The organism is Cupriavidus sp. DL-D2, from assembly GCF_039710735.1.
Classification (GTDB): domain Bacteria; phylum Pseudomonadota; class Gammaproteobacteria; order Burkholderiales; family Burkholderiaceae; genus Cupriavidus.
Genome location: NZ_JBDKXK010000030.1, coordinates 1 through 13,303, shown reverse-complemented (window position 1 = coordinate 13,303; position 13,303 = coordinate 1). Strand labels below are relative to the sequence as shown.

24 protein-coding genes are annotated in these 13,303 nt (G+C 62.0%); 16 read left to right on the top strand and 8 right to left on the bottom strand.

Annotation, left to right across the window (positions count from 1 at the left end; genetic code table 11):
• Window positions 1-33 precede the first annotated feature (33 nt).
• From ABDB81_RS16980 to ABDB81_RS16950, 7 genes are read right to left on the bottom strand one after another with little or no spacing between them, the layout of a single operon-like run.
• Window positions 34-423, bottom strand: a complete 390-nt coding sequence (locus ABDB81_RS16980; protein ID WP_346812296.1) for a hypothetical protein — start codon at window positions 421-423, stop codon at window positions 34-36.
• 5 nt (window positions 424-428) lie between these two features.
• Window positions 429-893, bottom strand: coding sequence for a RusA family crossover junction endodeoxyribonuclease (locus tag ABDB81_RS16975; protein ID WP_346812294.1), 465 nt, complete (start codon window positions 891-893; stop codon window positions 429-431).
• 36 nt (window positions 894-929) lie between these two features.
• Window positions 930-2,321 carry a replicative DNA helicase gene (dnaB, locus tag ABDB81_RS16970; RefSeq protein WP_346812293.1) on the bottom strand — a complete coding sequence of 464 codons (1,392 nt, stop codon included), beginning with the start codon at window positions 2,319-2,321 and terminating at the stop codon, window positions 930-932.
• The gene (locus tag ABDB81_RS16965; RefSeq protein ID WP_346812291.1) at window positions 2,318-3,124 is read right to left on the bottom strand and encodes a YdaU family protein; all 807 of its coding nucleotides are present in this window, start codon (window positions 3,122-3,124) and stop codon (window positions 2,318-2,320) included. Before ABDB81_RS16965 ends, dnaB begins: the two co-directional genes overlap by 4 nt.
• Window positions 3,121-3,294, bottom strand: a complete 174-nt coding sequence (locus tag ABDB81_RS16960) for a hypothetical protein (RefSeq protein WP_346812289.1) — start codon at window positions 3,292-3,294, stop codon at window positions 3,121-3,123. The genes ABDB81_RS16965 and ABDB81_RS16960 overlap by 4 nt, the downstream gene beginning before the upstream one ends.
• Before the next feature lie 7 nt (window positions 3,295-3,301).
• Window positions 3,302-3,487, bottom strand: a complete 186-nt coding sequence (locus ABDB81_RS16955; protein ID WP_346812287.1) for a hypothetical protein — start codon at window positions 3,485-3,487, stop codon at window positions 3,302-3,304.
• Complete coding sequence (locus ABDB81_RS16950) at window positions 3,484-3,870, bottom strand: XRE family transcriptional regulator (protein WP_346812285.1); 387 nt, start codon at window positions 3,868-3,870, stop codon at window positions 3,484-3,486. The genes ABDB81_RS16955 and ABDB81_RS16950 overlap by 4 nt, the downstream gene beginning before the upstream one ends.
• Window positions 3,871-4,045: 175 nt before the next feature.
• On the opposite strand from ABDB81_RS16950, the gene ABDB81_RS16945 reads away from it, so the two are divergent.
• Entirely contained in the window at window positions 4,046-4,444 is a 399-nt protein-coding gene (locus tag ABDB81_RS16945; protein ID WP_346812284.1) for a hypothetical protein, read from the top strand.
• Between the two features lie 100 nt (window positions 4,445-4,544).
• Here the strand turns inward: ABDB81_RS16945 and ABDB81_RS16940 are convergent, their stop codons facing one another.
• Window positions 4,545-4,811 carry a YdaS family helix-turn-helix protein gene (locus tag ABDB81_RS16940; RefSeq protein ID WP_346812282.1) on the bottom strand — a complete coding sequence of 89 codons (267 nt, stop codon included), beginning with the start codon at window positions 4,809-4,811 and terminating at the stop codon, window positions 4,545-4,547.
• On the opposite strand from ABDB81_RS16940, the gene ABDB81_RS16935 reads away from it, so the two are divergent.
• The 15 genes from ABDB81_RS16935 to ABDB81_RS16865 all read left to right on the top strand — a co-directional run.
• Window positions 4,810-5,616 (top strand): LexA family transcriptional regulator, encoded by an 807-nt coding sequence (locus ABDB81_RS16935; protein WP_346812445.1) that lies wholly within the window; start codon window positions 4,810-4,812, stop codon window positions 5,614-5,616. The two genes, ABDB81_RS16940 and ABDB81_RS16935, sit on opposite strands and share 2 nt — an antisense overlap.
• Window positions 5,617-5,644: 28 nt before the next feature.
• Window positions 5,645-6,013, top strand: a complete 369-nt coding sequence (locus ABDB81_RS16930; protein WP_346812280.1) for a hypothetical protein — start codon at window positions 5,645-5,647, stop codon at window positions 6,011-6,013.
• A gap of 241 nt (window positions 6,014-6,254) precedes the next feature.
• Window positions 6,255-6,524 carry a hypothetical protein gene (locus tag ABDB81_RS16925; RefSeq protein ID WP_346812279.1) on the top strand — a complete coding sequence of 90 codons (270 nt, stop codon included), beginning with the start codon at window positions 6,255-6,257 and terminating at the stop codon, window positions 6,522-6,524.
• Window positions 6,525-6,534: 10 nt separating this feature from the next.
• Window positions 6,535-6,774: a hypothetical protein gene (locus ABDB81_RS16920; protein WP_346812277.1), complete on the top strand. Its 240-nt coding sequence runs from the start codon at window positions 6,535-6,537 to the stop codon at window positions 6,772-6,774.
• Window positions 6,771-7,049 (top strand): hypothetical protein, encoded by a 279-nt coding sequence (locus ABDB81_RS16915; protein WP_346812275.1) that lies wholly within the window; start codon window positions 6,771-6,773, stop codon window positions 7,047-7,049. The genes ABDB81_RS16920 and ABDB81_RS16915 overlap by 4 nt, the downstream gene beginning before the upstream one ends.
• Before the next feature lie 198 nt (window positions 7,050-7,247).
• Window positions 7,248-7,391, top strand: a complete 144-nt coding sequence (locus ABDB81_RS16910) for a hypothetical protein (protein ID WP_346812273.1) — start codon at window positions 7,248-7,250, stop codon at window positions 7,389-7,391.
• Window positions 7,392-7,413: 22 nt separating this feature from the next.
• Window positions 7,414-7,692 carry a KTSC domain-containing protein gene (locus ABDB81_RS16905; RefSeq protein ID WP_346812271.1) on the top strand — a complete coding sequence of 93 codons (279 nt, stop codon included), beginning with the start codon at window positions 7,414-7,416 and terminating at the stop codon, window positions 7,690-7,692.
• 25 nt (window positions 7,693-7,717) lie between these two features.
• Complete coding sequence (locus ABDB81_RS16900) at window positions 7,718-8,554, top strand: ERF family protein (RefSeq protein ID WP_346812270.1); 837 nt, start codon at window positions 7,718-7,720, stop codon at window positions 8,552-8,554.
• Window positions 8,555-8,577: 23 nt separating this feature from the next.
• Window positions 8,578-10,260: a YqaJ viral recombinase family protein gene (locus tag ABDB81_RS16895; RefSeq protein WP_346812268.1), complete on the top strand. Its 1,683-nt coding sequence runs from the start codon at window positions 8,578-8,580 to the stop codon at window positions 10,258-10,260.
• A gap of 27 nt (window positions 10,261-10,287) precedes the next feature.
• Window positions 10,288-10,791 carry a hypothetical protein gene (locus tag ABDB81_RS16890; RefSeq protein ID WP_346812266.1) on the top strand — a complete coding sequence of 168 codons (504 nt, stop codon included), beginning with the start codon at window positions 10,288-10,290 and terminating at the stop codon, window positions 10,789-10,791.
• Between the two features lie 111 nt (window positions 10,792-10,902).
• Complete coding sequence (locus ABDB81_RS16885; protein ID WP_346812265.1) at window positions 10,903-11,220, top strand: hypothetical protein; 318 nt, start codon at window positions 10,903-10,905, stop codon at window positions 11,218-11,220.
• A gap of 2 nt (window positions 11,221-11,222) precedes the next feature.
• On the top strand, window positions 11,223-11,426 hold the full coding sequence (locus ABDB81_RS16880) for a helix-turn-helix domain-containing protein (protein ID WP_346812264.1): 204 nt from the start codon (window positions 11,223-11,225) through the stop codon (window positions 11,424-11,426).
• A gap of 2 nt (window positions 11,427-11,428) precedes the next feature.
• Window positions 11,429-11,644, top strand: a complete 216-nt coding sequence (locus ABDB81_RS16875) for a helix-turn-helix transcriptional regulator (protein WP_346812262.1) — start codon at window positions 11,429-11,431, stop codon at window positions 11,642-11,644.
• Window positions 11,641-12,561 (top strand): hypothetical protein, encoded by a 921-nt coding sequence (locus ABDB81_RS16870; RefSeq protein WP_346812261.1) that lies wholly within the window; start codon window positions 11,641-11,643, stop codon window positions 12,559-12,561. The genes ABDB81_RS16875 and ABDB81_RS16870 overlap by 4 nt, the downstream gene beginning before the upstream one ends.
• A 41-nt stretch (window positions 12,562-12,602) precedes the next feature.
• A partial coding sequence (locus ABDB81_RS16865) for a hypothetical protein (protein WP_346812259.1) occupies window positions 12,603-13,303 on the top strand: 701 nt, incomplete at its 3' end.

Genomic DNA, 13,303 nt, shown 5'->3' with positions numbered 1-13,303 from the left:
TAGGTGCAGTAGCCGTTCCAGTTCTTGTCCATCTCACACCTCCGCTTCGCTGTGCATCATCGAATGGCGCATCGCCGGCAGCCGGATGTCTGCGTGGCGAATACCCCATGCGTCCAGCAGCGCCGTGAACGGCCCGACCGGCCGGCGGCGGCCCAGCATCGGGTTATGCGTCTGGACCTTTGGCCGGTACGCCTCCATGCCGGCCATGTCCACACACGAGAACTCGATCGGCGCCATGCGTGGGTGCATGCTCGGCAATTCGCGCGAGGTGACCAGGCCGCGCCTTTGCATGACCCTCAAACCATCAGACACTCCTTGCCGCGAGAAACCGTGCTGCTGCGCGAAGCGCGTGGCCACGATCTTCTCCCCACGCAGGAAGGCGGTGCGCAGGACCTGTTGCAGCGATTGAGGTTGTTCGAGCATCCCCATCAGGCCACCTCGCCGAACAGGCCCGCTTGCACCAGCTCGGGCTCGATCGCCGTGATCGTGACCACTAGGCGCCCTTCCCCATCCGGCTCCGCGCGCTCGGCCGTGATGCGGCGCACCCAGCGGTCGTCCTCGAACACGATGCCCTTGAGCGCGTCCATTAGCACCTTCTGGGCGTTGTCCAAGTCGATGCACTGCACAGAGTCGTCCCAGGAGGCGCCGTCACGGCGTTGGCGCTTTTGCCAGTCCTGCGGGCGGTTCGGGTAGAGCGTGTAGGCCACCGCAACGCGCCCCACCAGCGGCGAGCGGATGCCGGCGGCCTTGGCCAGCCAGCCGACCTCAGATTTGTATGCCTTGGCCTCCGCGCTCAGCGTGGTCACTGGCGCCTTGAAGCCCTTCGGCATGTACGTGCGCCAGTAGCGGTTTGCGCTTACGGGATATGGCAAGGTCAGAACGATTTTGGTCATGGCGTACCCGTTGCTGCGTATGGTTTCCGTTTCGGATCAAAGGTCAGCGGCGATGCCGCGCTTGCGTACAGCCGGGCCGTGACTGAGCATCGGCAGCGGTCCAGTCCATTCTTCGAACTTCGTCACGGCGCCGCGATACAACAGGGGCACGTCGCACAGCGCGCCGTTCCGGTTCTTGCGGATCAGCACCTCGGCGTAGCCCTTCAGCTCGTCGTTGTTCGGGTCGTACATCTCGGGGCGGTGCACGAACAGCACGACATCGGCGTCGGACTCGATGTCGCCGGAGTCGCGCAGGTCGGACAGCATCGGCCTCCGGTCGGGGCGGTCTTCGTTCTTACGGCTGAGCTGCGAGAGCACCACCACCGGCACGTTCAGTTCCTTGGCCAGTGACTTCAAGCCGCGCGAGTAAGCGCCGATCTGTTGGGAGCGCATCTTTTCCTCGCCCCCTGACATCAGGCCGAGGTAGTCGACGATCACCAGATCGAGACCGTGCCGGCGCTTGTGGGCCTTTGCTTTTGTCTTGACCTCCAACAGCGACAACGCCGGCGTGTCATCGATGGCGAAACGCATATCGCCCATGTTCTGGATCGCCCACGTCATGCGCGGCCAGTCTGTGTCGGAAAGGCGCCCCCGAAGTAGCGCGGACAGGTTGATCCCGCCGCGGTTGGCCAGCGCCCGGGCCACGATCTCCTGGTCGGACATTTCCATGGAGAACAGCAGCACGCTGAGACCGCTATCGGCGATGTTCAGGCCGATGTCAGTCGTCAGCGCCGTCTTGCCCATCGAGGGACGGCCGGCCACGATCACCAGGTTGCTGGGGTGAAAGCCACCGTTCAGCGCCGTGTCCAACGAGGCAATGCCGGTCGAGATGCCCGGCTCGATGCCGCTGTGGTATCGGGCGTCCACCTGCTCAACCACGGGAACGAGCAGCTCGGCGATCATCTTCGGGCCGCGTTGCACACCCACCTGGACCAGATCAGCCAGCAGGGCCTGGGCCTTGTCGACGACCTCCGCACCCTTGGTCGGGCCGGGCGTCTCCACAAGCTCCAGCACCTTGCGGGCAGCGGCGGCGGTCTCGCGCAGCAGCGCCCGGTCGCGCACGATCTCGGCGTAGCGAGCAATGTTGGCGGCGCTGGGCGTGTTCTGGGCAATAGCGTTCAGGTAGGGCAAGCCTCCAACACGTTCCGCCCTGCCCTCGACCTGCAACGTCTCGAACACCGTCAGCAAGTCTGCTGGCTTGTTCGCCGACACCAGACGCACGATGGCGCCGAAGATCACGCGGTGGTCGTCGCGGTAAAAATGCGCAGCGTCCAGGCCGTGGATGCGGTCGATCGCATCGTTGTCGAGCAGCAGCCCACCCAACACGGCCTGCTCGGCCTCGATGCTGTGCAGCACGCGGGCCTGCGGGAAGTCGTCGGGCGCGTTCATGCGGTCACCTGCTCGTGGTAGCGGCCTTCACGGATCTTCGTGAAGTTCTCGGCCTTCACGATCCAGTCCAGGCTGGCATGGAAAGGCTTGCGACCGACGCTGTTGCTGCGCCCCGTGAGAAAGTCCGACTCGGCCACGTAGCCGAAGAACTTGCGCCAGTAGCCCAGGTCCTGCCGCTTCGGGTCCTCGTTCCATCGGGCTCGCAGGGCTTGCGCACGGGCTGGCGTCCAGTCGCGGATGCCCGGGCACATCGGCAGCAGCTCGTGGTACAGCGCCACGATGGCCTGATGTGGGCAGTCTGGCTTTGCAGGCTTGGCTGTGGGCGAGCTGGGGTCGTCAGCGACGCTGTCGACGACCACCACGTCAGTGGTGGTTATGGGTTCTTCTGGAGTCTGGAGTCTGGAGTCTGGAGTCTGGCTAAGGTTTTTTTGGCTATCCGAATCGGAACCCACAGAAAACCCAGTGGGTTTCTGTTCGGTTTCAATTCGCTTTGGCCGACCACCCTTTTTACCGTTCGCTCGGTTCTTGTCCGCTTGCAGGTTGGCTTCCTCAATTTCACGTTCGCAGCGGTTCTGGAGCCAGATTCCGTCGGTCAAATGGAAGAATTCGACCAGCACGTTCTGTACTGCCTGCTGCTCGTCCTTCGACCGGGCACCAATGAGACGTGCTGCCTGGCCATCGGGGATGCCAGCCTCACGGGTGTAGTAGACGTCCATCAGGCGCGCGTAGACCCCGTGCTCGAGCAGCGTGAGGTGCGCAGCGTCCTTGATGTAGTCGCCGATATGGCGCTTGTAGAAATTCATGTGTGCATCCCTGCCGAGCGCGCCAACAGCATGCTTTCCAGCTCGTCGATCGCCCGCTTCGTCTCGGCCACCAGATACAGCCTGGCGCCGCGCGTCTCGGCCACGGTGATCCGGTGCAGCAGCTCGTTGATGTAGCCGCGCTGTGCCTGGAGTGCCTGCTGTGCGTCCATGGTTGCCTCAGTGCTGCGTGTTCTGTTCGGCCAGCAGGTCGTGCAGGCCCACCACGGTGAATGCTTCCGCGACGCGCGGATCCTGCTTGGCCTGGGCGATTGCCTTGGTCAGCCGGATGTCGTCTTCCCCGCATTGCTCCACCGCGTCTTGCATGGCTTTCGTGGCCACGTCGATCGCTTCCAGGTAATTCATGCACCCCTCGCTGCCACAATTGCTTCAAAAATGGTCAGCGCGCCACGATGCATGAGGTACTGACTCAGTACCCGATTGCCCAGCACGCGCTCAACGTCGGCGATCTTCTCGGCCGGCAGGGAGCGGCGCGGGTTGCCCTTAGAGTTCAGGGCTTCGCGCTGGAAATAGTCGCTGACGTGCGACGGGTACAGATCGGCCAGCACGGCCAGCGCCTGGAGGGTGAGGCCGGGTTGCGCGCGGCGATCCCAAGCCAGCGCGCAGGCGTCGCGGAAGGTTCCGCAGCCAGCAATCTCGGCATCGGGCAGAAAGCGCCCTTTGCCACTATCGAAAAATCCCTTGGACCCAATACCGGCGCCGGTTTCCGGCTGTTCGGCTACCCGCATTTCTTCTTCTCCTTATTGGAAAATTCAATCGATTCCACAGTTGCTTCCACAGTTGGCGGAAGACTCAAATAAAGCGTCGATCAAACGACGCTTTATTAACTTTTAGGGTGCGTACCCACAGCCATGGAACAATTGAGACATCTCACCTTCTCAACCACCCACGAAAGGGGTACGCATGGAAACTGGCTTGATCAGCCTTGCAATCACGATTGCAGCCGCGGTTCTGGGCTTCGCTCTGAAGTTCCCTGCTACAGCGGTTCGTCTTTCCAGGCCAGTCGAATTGCTGGCCTCACTGTTCTCGCTCGCCGCTTTAGGAATCATGTGCGGGTCGCAAATCGCCGCCTACTTCGCCAGGCAGGCTTTCCTCAAACTTCCATCTGGCTCAGAACAACAAGCGGGTGGACTCTCGGTTCTCCTAGGTCTTGGCCCACTGAACACTCTTTCGATTTCGATCGTCTTTGCCGTGATCTACCTGAACGTCCTGGTCAGCTTGGCGGCATTCCTTGCCCGCGAAATCCAGAAGGATTCGGTTGTAGTCGGCGACGGTACGAAGGTGAAAAAGAGCGACGAGTAGTAAGAAGGCGAGCCACGCTGATCTTTCAAGCCGCCGGCTCTCTCGCCCAGACCATTCAATGCGCCGAAGCCATGCATACAGTCGTTTCATGGCGGGCTCCTCAGGCGGCGGCCGGTTGCTCGTCGAGGTCCGGCCAGTATTTGTGCCAGTCGTTCGGTCGCAGACGCTTCCGGCTAACGCCGAAGTTCCTTTCGATCGCCGGACAATGCGGCGCCGCGACCGGTCGATGGCGTTTCGGGTCGTCGCTCGTCCACTGGGTGACCATCTGAGGCGAGACTCCAACGGCGCGCGCAAGGTTGCTCGGACCTTTGGCAGCTTCGACCGCCTCACGGATTGCCGCTAGGGCTTCAGGATTGATCGTGTTCATGACCTCAAACATAAAGCATTGCTTGCCAAACATCAAGCATTGCTTCGTTGATGAAAGCAATGATGTAATCGCGCGCATGAAAAGTTCGTCTGACACCGCATCCGTCGCAGCCCGCATAACGCAGGCCATTGAGCAGTCTGGAAAGACGTCTGCGGAGATAGCTGCCGCGTGTGGGGTCACACCCCAGGCGGTGAATGGCTGGAAGAAGACTGGACGAATTGGAAAGGGCCAACTGCCGGTGCTGGCTGAGCTGACTGGTCGGTCAGTGGATTGGTTGATCCGAGGAGTCGATGGTCCTGTTGCGGCCGGGGGAGGGCCGGTCAGCTTCTCGACTCGACCGATCACCGTCTACAACAACCTCGACGAACTCCCTGTTGAGTCGACCGTTCTAGTCAAACGAGTCGACGTTCAGTTGTCAGCCGGCAAGGGACGCCAGTCCTGGCACATTGAGGAGAAGGAGCCGCTTCCCTTCCAGGCCGCTTACATCCGTAGATTGGATGCAAAGCCAGCGAACCTGGTGGCTGTGAAGGTTCACGGCGACAGCATGGAGCCTCGCCTGTTTGACGACGACACCGTTCTGGTGGATAGCGCAGACAAGCGCGTGCCTGCGAACGGTGGAGTATTCGCCCTCGTCTATGCTGGCGAGATGCTGGTAAAACGACTCCGGCAGCTTCCGAACGGGGACCTAAAAATCATCAGCGACAATGCAGAGCGCTACGAGACCATAACGGTTGACGCCAACGATATAGAGCACATTCATGTAGTTGGACGCGTGAAGTATCGGTCCGGGATGGGCGATTTTTGAAGCAACCGAACTACGAGAGGAGACTAATATGTGGAAGATCGCGTTCGTGGTCGGCGCCTGCATGCTGACCCTACAAGGGTGCGCCACGAAAAATTATGGCCGTCAGGGAAATCTGACAAACATGGAAAAGGAGACGATGACCTGCCGCGAGATTCAGCTCGAACAAGCCAAGGTCATGGGTTTCACGCAGTACATTGATAAGGAAAGCGCATTCGACGGACGCGATGTGCTGGCGTTCCTGGGCGACTTCGGGATCGGCAACGCGATAGAGAAAGACGCCGCAGTAGATAGCGCAAGACAGCGCCACTATCAGCTGGAAATGGCCGCCTATGAGAAGGGTTGCACGACGGCGAAGCCCGAGCAGCCGCCAACCCCGCTGAAGTACGGGGCGCAGTAATCCGCGTCTGGCCTCCACGGCTCGCCCCACGGCGGGCCTTTTTATCGCCCGCTATCAAAGCATTACTTGCCATTGATAAATCTATGCTTGATTTATAGGAAGCATTGCTTTATCTTTCCTCCATCAACTCACCGATGGAGGCCCAAGTGCCACTTCCCCTGATTCTCTTCTTCGTTGCCGCCCTGCTGGCCGCTGGCCTGCTGGGTATCGGCATCGTTCGTGGCGCCAAGGAGGTCGAGTGATGGCCTCCGTTCAACGTGCCGCCTGGCCCTTCGCTGCTCCTGCCGCCCGCCCGGCCATCGCCTCGAGCAATGTGCGCGAGCGACTGTTGCGCCAGCCGCGCGGTAGCAGCGTGACCGAGATTGAGTTTCGAGGCCGAGATCGCGACGCCGTGCAAAAAGCAGCGCAGCAGCGCGCCGGCGGCATTGACGCGTATCGCAGCCCAGCTGTCCAGACCACGCGACTGGATGGCGATGACTGGGTCTGCGTGCTCAAGTATTACGGCGTCTGAGGTGCAGACCATGATGACGACCGACGACTCCCTGCCCGTCTACGGCACTACCGGCGAGAAGGCTTTTCTCGATCAGCTGGCCAGCAGCCCGAAGGCCCACCTCCTGCTGTCGAACTACATCAACGCCGCCGAGAAGCGCACGGTGTGGACCGGCATCAACAAGACCGAAGTGCTGCTGTACGCGGAGTTGCTGCTGGGCAACGCCCAGGCTGCGGCCCACTCGGCGCAACGCGTGGTGAGGGCAGCATGAGTGCCGGCACCTGCAAGCACGCGGCTTCGGGCTGCGACTACCCGGCCGGAGAGTGCGGCGGCGCTTGCGTGAGGAAGCCGACACAGCCTACGGACGCCGAGCGCTACACGCGCGCCATGATCGACGGAAATCTGACCACGCTGGTGATGATCGAGCGGAAGCACGATCTGTTCGGCTATCCGCCAGACATCGTCAGCATCGGGCTCCGCGCCGTCGCTAGGGGGCAGGACGCCCATGAAGCCATCGACCGCCACCTGGCAGATGACCAATCGTGAGCCGCGACCTCTTCTACACCGCCCTGCTGATCTACGTGGCGCCACCGCTGGTGGTGCTGATCGGCGCGGCCCTCGCGATGGTGGCGCAATGAACGCGCGCAACGACACCGCCATCAACCGCAACAACCACTGGCTGGCCGTCGCCGCGCTGGTCGCGCTCGGCTTCGCCCTGGTGGAGCTCGCCGTGGAGCTGCTGGCATGACCTACGACCCCGACACCAACCAGCTGCTGGCCGTGGCCAAGCGCAAGCGCTCGATCGAGTACGCGTGCGCCGCCGGCTTCTGCGTCGCAGCGCCCGTCATTTGGTATCTGACCGTCGCATTGCGCGCCGGCGCCCTGTAATCCGCTCTCTCTGGAGATCACCATGGAACAACGCACTCCCGTCATCGACATGCAGGAAGTCGAATCGTCGCAGATCCACAGCATCGGCCACCACGCCGAGACCGGCACGATGGCCATTCGTTTCCGCGACCGCCGCACGAGTCTGGCTACGTCTCTGTACCACTACAGCAACGTTCCAGTCGCCGACTTCGAGGCTCTCCGCGACGCCGAATCGAAGGGCTCGCACTTCGGCAAGCACATCAAGCCGTACGACAAGAAGTACCCGTACGTGAAGGTGGAGGGCGCTCCGGCCGCCGTCTGAAACCCGCTACCTCGGAGAGACCAACATGACCACCGTAGCCGAAGACGTGATCGACGTCCAAGCCGCTCCGCCGCGCGCCGCAGCACTCCCCGCCCAGCGCCAGACGGGCGCACTTGCGACCACCGGCCCTGTCACACCGGACACCCTACTTCTGATCGCCGTGGAGAAAGGCGCCGACCCCGAGTACATCGGCAAGCTGCTAGACCTGCGCGAACGCGGGATGGCCATGGCCGCCCGCCAGGCGTACGTGAAATCGATGGCCTTGTTCAAGACCGAGCCCGTCACGATCCGTCGCAGCAAGGAAGTCGGATACAAGACCCGCGAAGGCGACTTCGTGGGCTACACGCATGCCGAACTGTCGGACGTCACCGATGCGGTTGGCCCGGCCATGGCGAAGCACGGCCTGAGCTTCGCCTGGAACATTCTCCAGGGCAATGGCCTGATCACCGTGGAATGCGTGGTCACGCACGAGCTGGGCCACTCGGAAAAAGTCGTGATGTCCGGGCCGCCGGACAACTCTGGAAAGAAGAACGTCATCCAGCAGACCGCGTCCACGATCACCTACCTGCAGCGCTACACGCTGTTGGCCGTGACAGGCATGTCGACCAAGGGCATGGATGACGACGGCGACGGCGGTGCAGCCGAAGGCAGCAGCCAGCGGCAGGCAGCCCCCCAGCACAGCGCGGAACCCGAGTTCTACCCGCAAGAGCGCTTTGACGCCAACAAGGGCGCCTGGCGTGAAACGATCACGTCCGGCAAGAAGACGCCGGCCCAGATCATCGCCACCGTCCAATCGAAGGGCGCGCTGCTGACTGACGCCCAGAAAAACACCATCGACTCGTGGGCACACGAGAACGACTGACCACCTGAACCACTGGAGCCAAGATGAACATCGTCGATCTCGTGCAAGGCTCGCCGGAATGGCACGCCCACCGCGCGAACTTCTTTAACGCCAGTGATGCGCCGGCCATGATGGGCGTGTCGCCCTACAAGACCCGCTCCGAACTGCTGAAGGAATACGCCACCGGCATCCGCCCGGAAGTGTCTCCCATGCAGCACGACATCTTCAACGAAGGCCACCGCTGCGAAGCGCTGTACCGGCCCTTTGCCGAGTCGATCCTTGGCGACGAGCTCTACCCGGTGGTTGGCACCGAAGGCAAGCTGTCGGCGTCGTTCGACGGAATCACGATGTCGGAAGACGACGCCTACGAGCACAAGCTTCTAAACGAGGATCTGCGCAAGGCGTTCGACGACATCAACACCGTGGCGCCGGAACACCGCGACGCCAAGGCCGGCCAACTTCTGCCGATGACGTACCAGGTGCAGATGGAACAGCAGTGCATGATCGGCAAGTGCAAGCGCGTGCTGTTTGGCGCTTCGCGCTGGTCGTTCGGCGGTGAGATGGATGAAGAGCGCCACTGCTTCTACTACCCGAACCCGGAACTGGCCGCCAAGATCGCCGCCGGCTGGGAACAGTTTGAGAAGGATCTGGCCGCCTACCAGCCCGAAGTGGTCGAGGTGAAGCCCGAAGGCCGCACGCCCGAGACGCTACCGGCCCTGCGCATCGAGGTGCGTGGTCAGGTGACCGCCAGCAACCTGCAGGCGTTCCGCGAGCATGCCGTGGAAGTCTTCGGCGGGATCAACCGCGACCTGCAGACCGATCAGGACTTCGCTGACGCCGAGAAAATCGTGAAGTGGTGCAGCGACGTCGAGTCGCGCCTGGACGCCGCCAAGCAGCACGTGCAGTCGCAGATGGAATCGATCGACGAGGTATTCCGCACGGTCGACGACATCAAGGGCATCGCGCGAAGCACGCGCCTGGAACTGGCCAAGCTGGTTGATCAGCGCAAGATCGAGATCAAGGAAGGTCTGATCCGGTCTGGTCGCACCGCCTACAGCGAGCATGTGCAGGCGCTGAAGGAAGAGACCGGTGGCATCTGGGTTGATCTGGGCATGCCTGACTTTGCCGGCGCAGCCAAGGGCAAGCGTTCAGTGGCAAGCATCCGCGATGCCGTAGACACGCTGCTGGCCAACGCCAAGATTGACGCCGACGCTTCCGCCAAGCGCCTGCGCGCCAACGTGGCCTACCTGGACGAAGCGATCAAGGGCTTTGAGTTCCTGTTTGCCGATCGTCAAGGGCTCTGCACGCGCCAGCTCGACGACATCAAGATGACGGTTTCGAACCGCATCGAGAAGCACAAGCTGGACAAGCAGCGCGAGGAAGAAGCGACGCGCGAGCGCATCCGCCGCGAAGAGCAGGCCAAGGCCGAGCGCGAAGCCGCTGCCAAGGTCGCAGCTGAGAAGGCCGCGCAGGAGGCTGCAGAGCGTGCCGCACAGACAGCGCAACCCACGACAGCACCAGCCCCTACCCCGGCACTAGCACCGACCGCACGCCCCGCCGCCGCTCCCGTAGCCCGCCAAGCGCCAGCACGCCGGCCGGCCCCGCCTACCCGCCCGACCGACGCCGAGATCATCGCCGCCTTGGTCAGTTACTTCGAAGCCACCGAAGAGCAGGTCGTCGGCTGGCTGTGCGAACTGGACTTTTCTTCCTCAGGCCACGCGGCCTGATCCCCATCCACCACCGGAGCCAATCGAATGCTCGAACTCGACAACCAGATGGTGCGCATCCAGCACGTCAATGCCCGCAACGAAAAGCACGGCGACGAATCAGTGCTGGCCGTGGACATCAAGGTCCAGGCGCGCGCGTCGAACGATGTCCTGTCCTTCTTCTCGCCCACGCTGAAATCCAGCTTCTACTACAAGGACGACAACAAGCAGGGCGACCTGATCACGGACGCAGGCTACCTGCCGAACCTGAAGAACCCGAAGCTGAGCGCGGTGAAGTGGGACGGCGATTGGGAGCACCAGTTGCTGACGATCCACAGCAAGGTCCGTCCCGAGGACGACATCAAGCTGGACGACTGCCGCGTGAACAAGCTGGGCTTCGACATGCAGGAAGGCGGCACCGTGTTCGTCAACTTCCGCGTGCAGGCCCATCCCGACGAGAAGACGATCGCGCGGCTGATGGCGCTGCTAGGCCAGGAAGTGCACACGAGCCTTGGCGTCGACGAAGACGCGCAGGAAACGATCGACGACTGATCAATGGGCGGACGGCGGCGGGACAACGCCGAGTCCCGAAAAACAGCGCGCGACACCTTCTCCTTTTCAGGCTAGTCGCCGGCCCGCCCACCCCTACATAGCGAGACCACCATGACATGGCCCATCGACATCGCCTGCATGAGCCGTGCCGATCGACGCCTGAATGCTGACGTGGCCGACATGGCGATGAAATCCAGCGGACTGGAACGCGAAAACGCCCGGCTGCGCGCCGAAGTGCGACACCTGAACGAAGCGATCGAGACGCTGCGCGCGGCGCACGCGGTGGCATCCACCGAAGCGCTGCAGGCCCGCGTCATCGTCAGTGCGTTGGTTGCTGCTGCCGCGGCGAACCCGCATCAGAAGTTGGGGCGATGGGTCAGGCTGGGGAACATGGCCGGCTCGATCAAGCGGTTCATTGGAGGTATCTGACTATGTCGACCTTTTCCGAACGGCTGCGCCTCGCGCGCAAAGAGCGCGGTATGAATCAGGAAGTGCTGGCGCAACGAACCGGCATCGAGCGCTCGCACATCAGCCACTACGAAACGGGGCTGAACACGCCGCGCTTACCTTCCCTCATAGCGCTGGCCCAGGTGCTCGACTGCAGTACCGACTGGCTGTGTGGTCTAGAGGATTGACCATGGCAAATCAGGCATTCGCCCAGCGGCTGAAGCTCGCTCGGCAAGAACGAGGGATGACCCAGCGCTTGCTTTCTCAGCGCTCTGGTGTCCCGCAATCGACTATTTGCCATTACGAGATGGGCGATATGGAGCCGGGCATCGAGAACCTTATTGCGATGCTGAAGATTCTGGATTGCACCGCCGACTGGCTACTTGGACTGAAGGAAGCAGCATGACGAACGACAACGACGCGCGCGGGGCGCTGACGATCCGGGAAGGCTGGAAGCTGGTGCCAATCGAGCCGACGCGAGAGATGTGGGATGCCGTCAACAAGCTTGACGACCAGATGGCAGCCGGTGGCTATGACGGTAAGGGATGTTCCATCGAACAGGCGTGGAATTGCTTGCTCGATCATGCTCCCGCAGCCCCGAAGCTCCCAGCGGGGGATGGGCTGACAGACCTAATCAATGCTTATGGGCGAGCTTGTCGCCGCGATGGAAGCCCAGCATGGGAGAGCGATGAAGGCCGTGCATTAAAGGCCGTCCTCGCCGCCCCTCGCCAGCCTGGGGAAGTGGGCTCGGGGGTGCAGACGCGTGATGAGATCGAAGCGCGACAACGCGCAGGACTGAAACGTCGCTTCGCAAATCGGCCTTCTAGCCCCGCAACGGCCGATTTCGATTTACCTGCACCCAATGACCCCGGCCTTGACGGCATTGATCGCAATTACAGTCGGACGAGCACATCGGCGCAGCAGGATGGGCCGGAATGCGTGCGAAGCCATCCACACGAGAACATGAGCCAAGCCTGCGAGGCTAAGACGGTTGAGGCGCGCGCAGTGAATCGGGCGGCGCAGCAGGATGAGCGCGAGGCGGATGCATGGACCACGGAGGATGACCTAGAGCCGATTAGCGACGCACTGAAACGCGCTCGCCCCGATCTGTATGGCAAGAAATACACGGTGCCACTTGTCCGCGCCGCCCAGCAGGTGCAGGCCGATGCGGGGGCGGTGGACATCGACGCAGCAGAACGTGCTGCATTCGAATCGACCAACGATTCCGACAACCTTGCGATTTACAAACACTGGTTCCGGAAGGGCTTCAAGGCCGCCCACCCATCCCCTGCGGCAGAGAGCGACAAGAGGGATGAGAAATGAGCCGGATTGTTTGCCAATTCTCCTGCGGCGCCGCATCTGCGGTGGCGACCAAGCTAGCGCTAGCCGAGTACGCTGGCCAAGACGTGCAGATCATCAATGCCTTTCTGAAGAACGAGCACGAAGACAACCGCCGCTTCCTGGCTGACTGTGAGCGGTGGTTCGGCAGGACCATCACGGTATTGCGCGACCAAAAGTTCGACGCAGACATCATTCAGGTGTTCCGGCGCAAGCAGTTCATGAAGGGGCTGGCGGGCGCACCGTGCTCGCGCGAGTTGAAGCGAAAGCTGCTGGATGACTGGAAGCAACCCGGCGACGTGATGGTCTTCGGATATACGGCCGAAGAACAGGACCGCTTTGAAGACTTCATCGAGCGCAATCCGGACCGCGCAGTCATTGCGCCGCTGATCGAAAAGGGGCTTGGCAAGGATGACTGCAAGGCGATGATTCAGCGCGCCGGCATCGAACTTCCGCTCATGTATCGCAAGGGCTATGACAACGCCAATTGCATTGGGTGCGTGAAGGGTGGCGAGGGGTATTTCCGCGCGATCCGCGAGGACTTCCCCACCGAGTTTGAGGCGCTGTGCCAAGTTCAGGACGAAATCGGAGAAGGCGCCTACCTGTTCCGCAACCGGAAGACGGGTGAGCGTTACTCCCTGCGAGACATCCCGGATGGCCCCATCCGCCGCAATGAAGCACCGCCGTCTTGCTCGTTTTTCTGCGAGATGGCTGAACAGGAGTATGC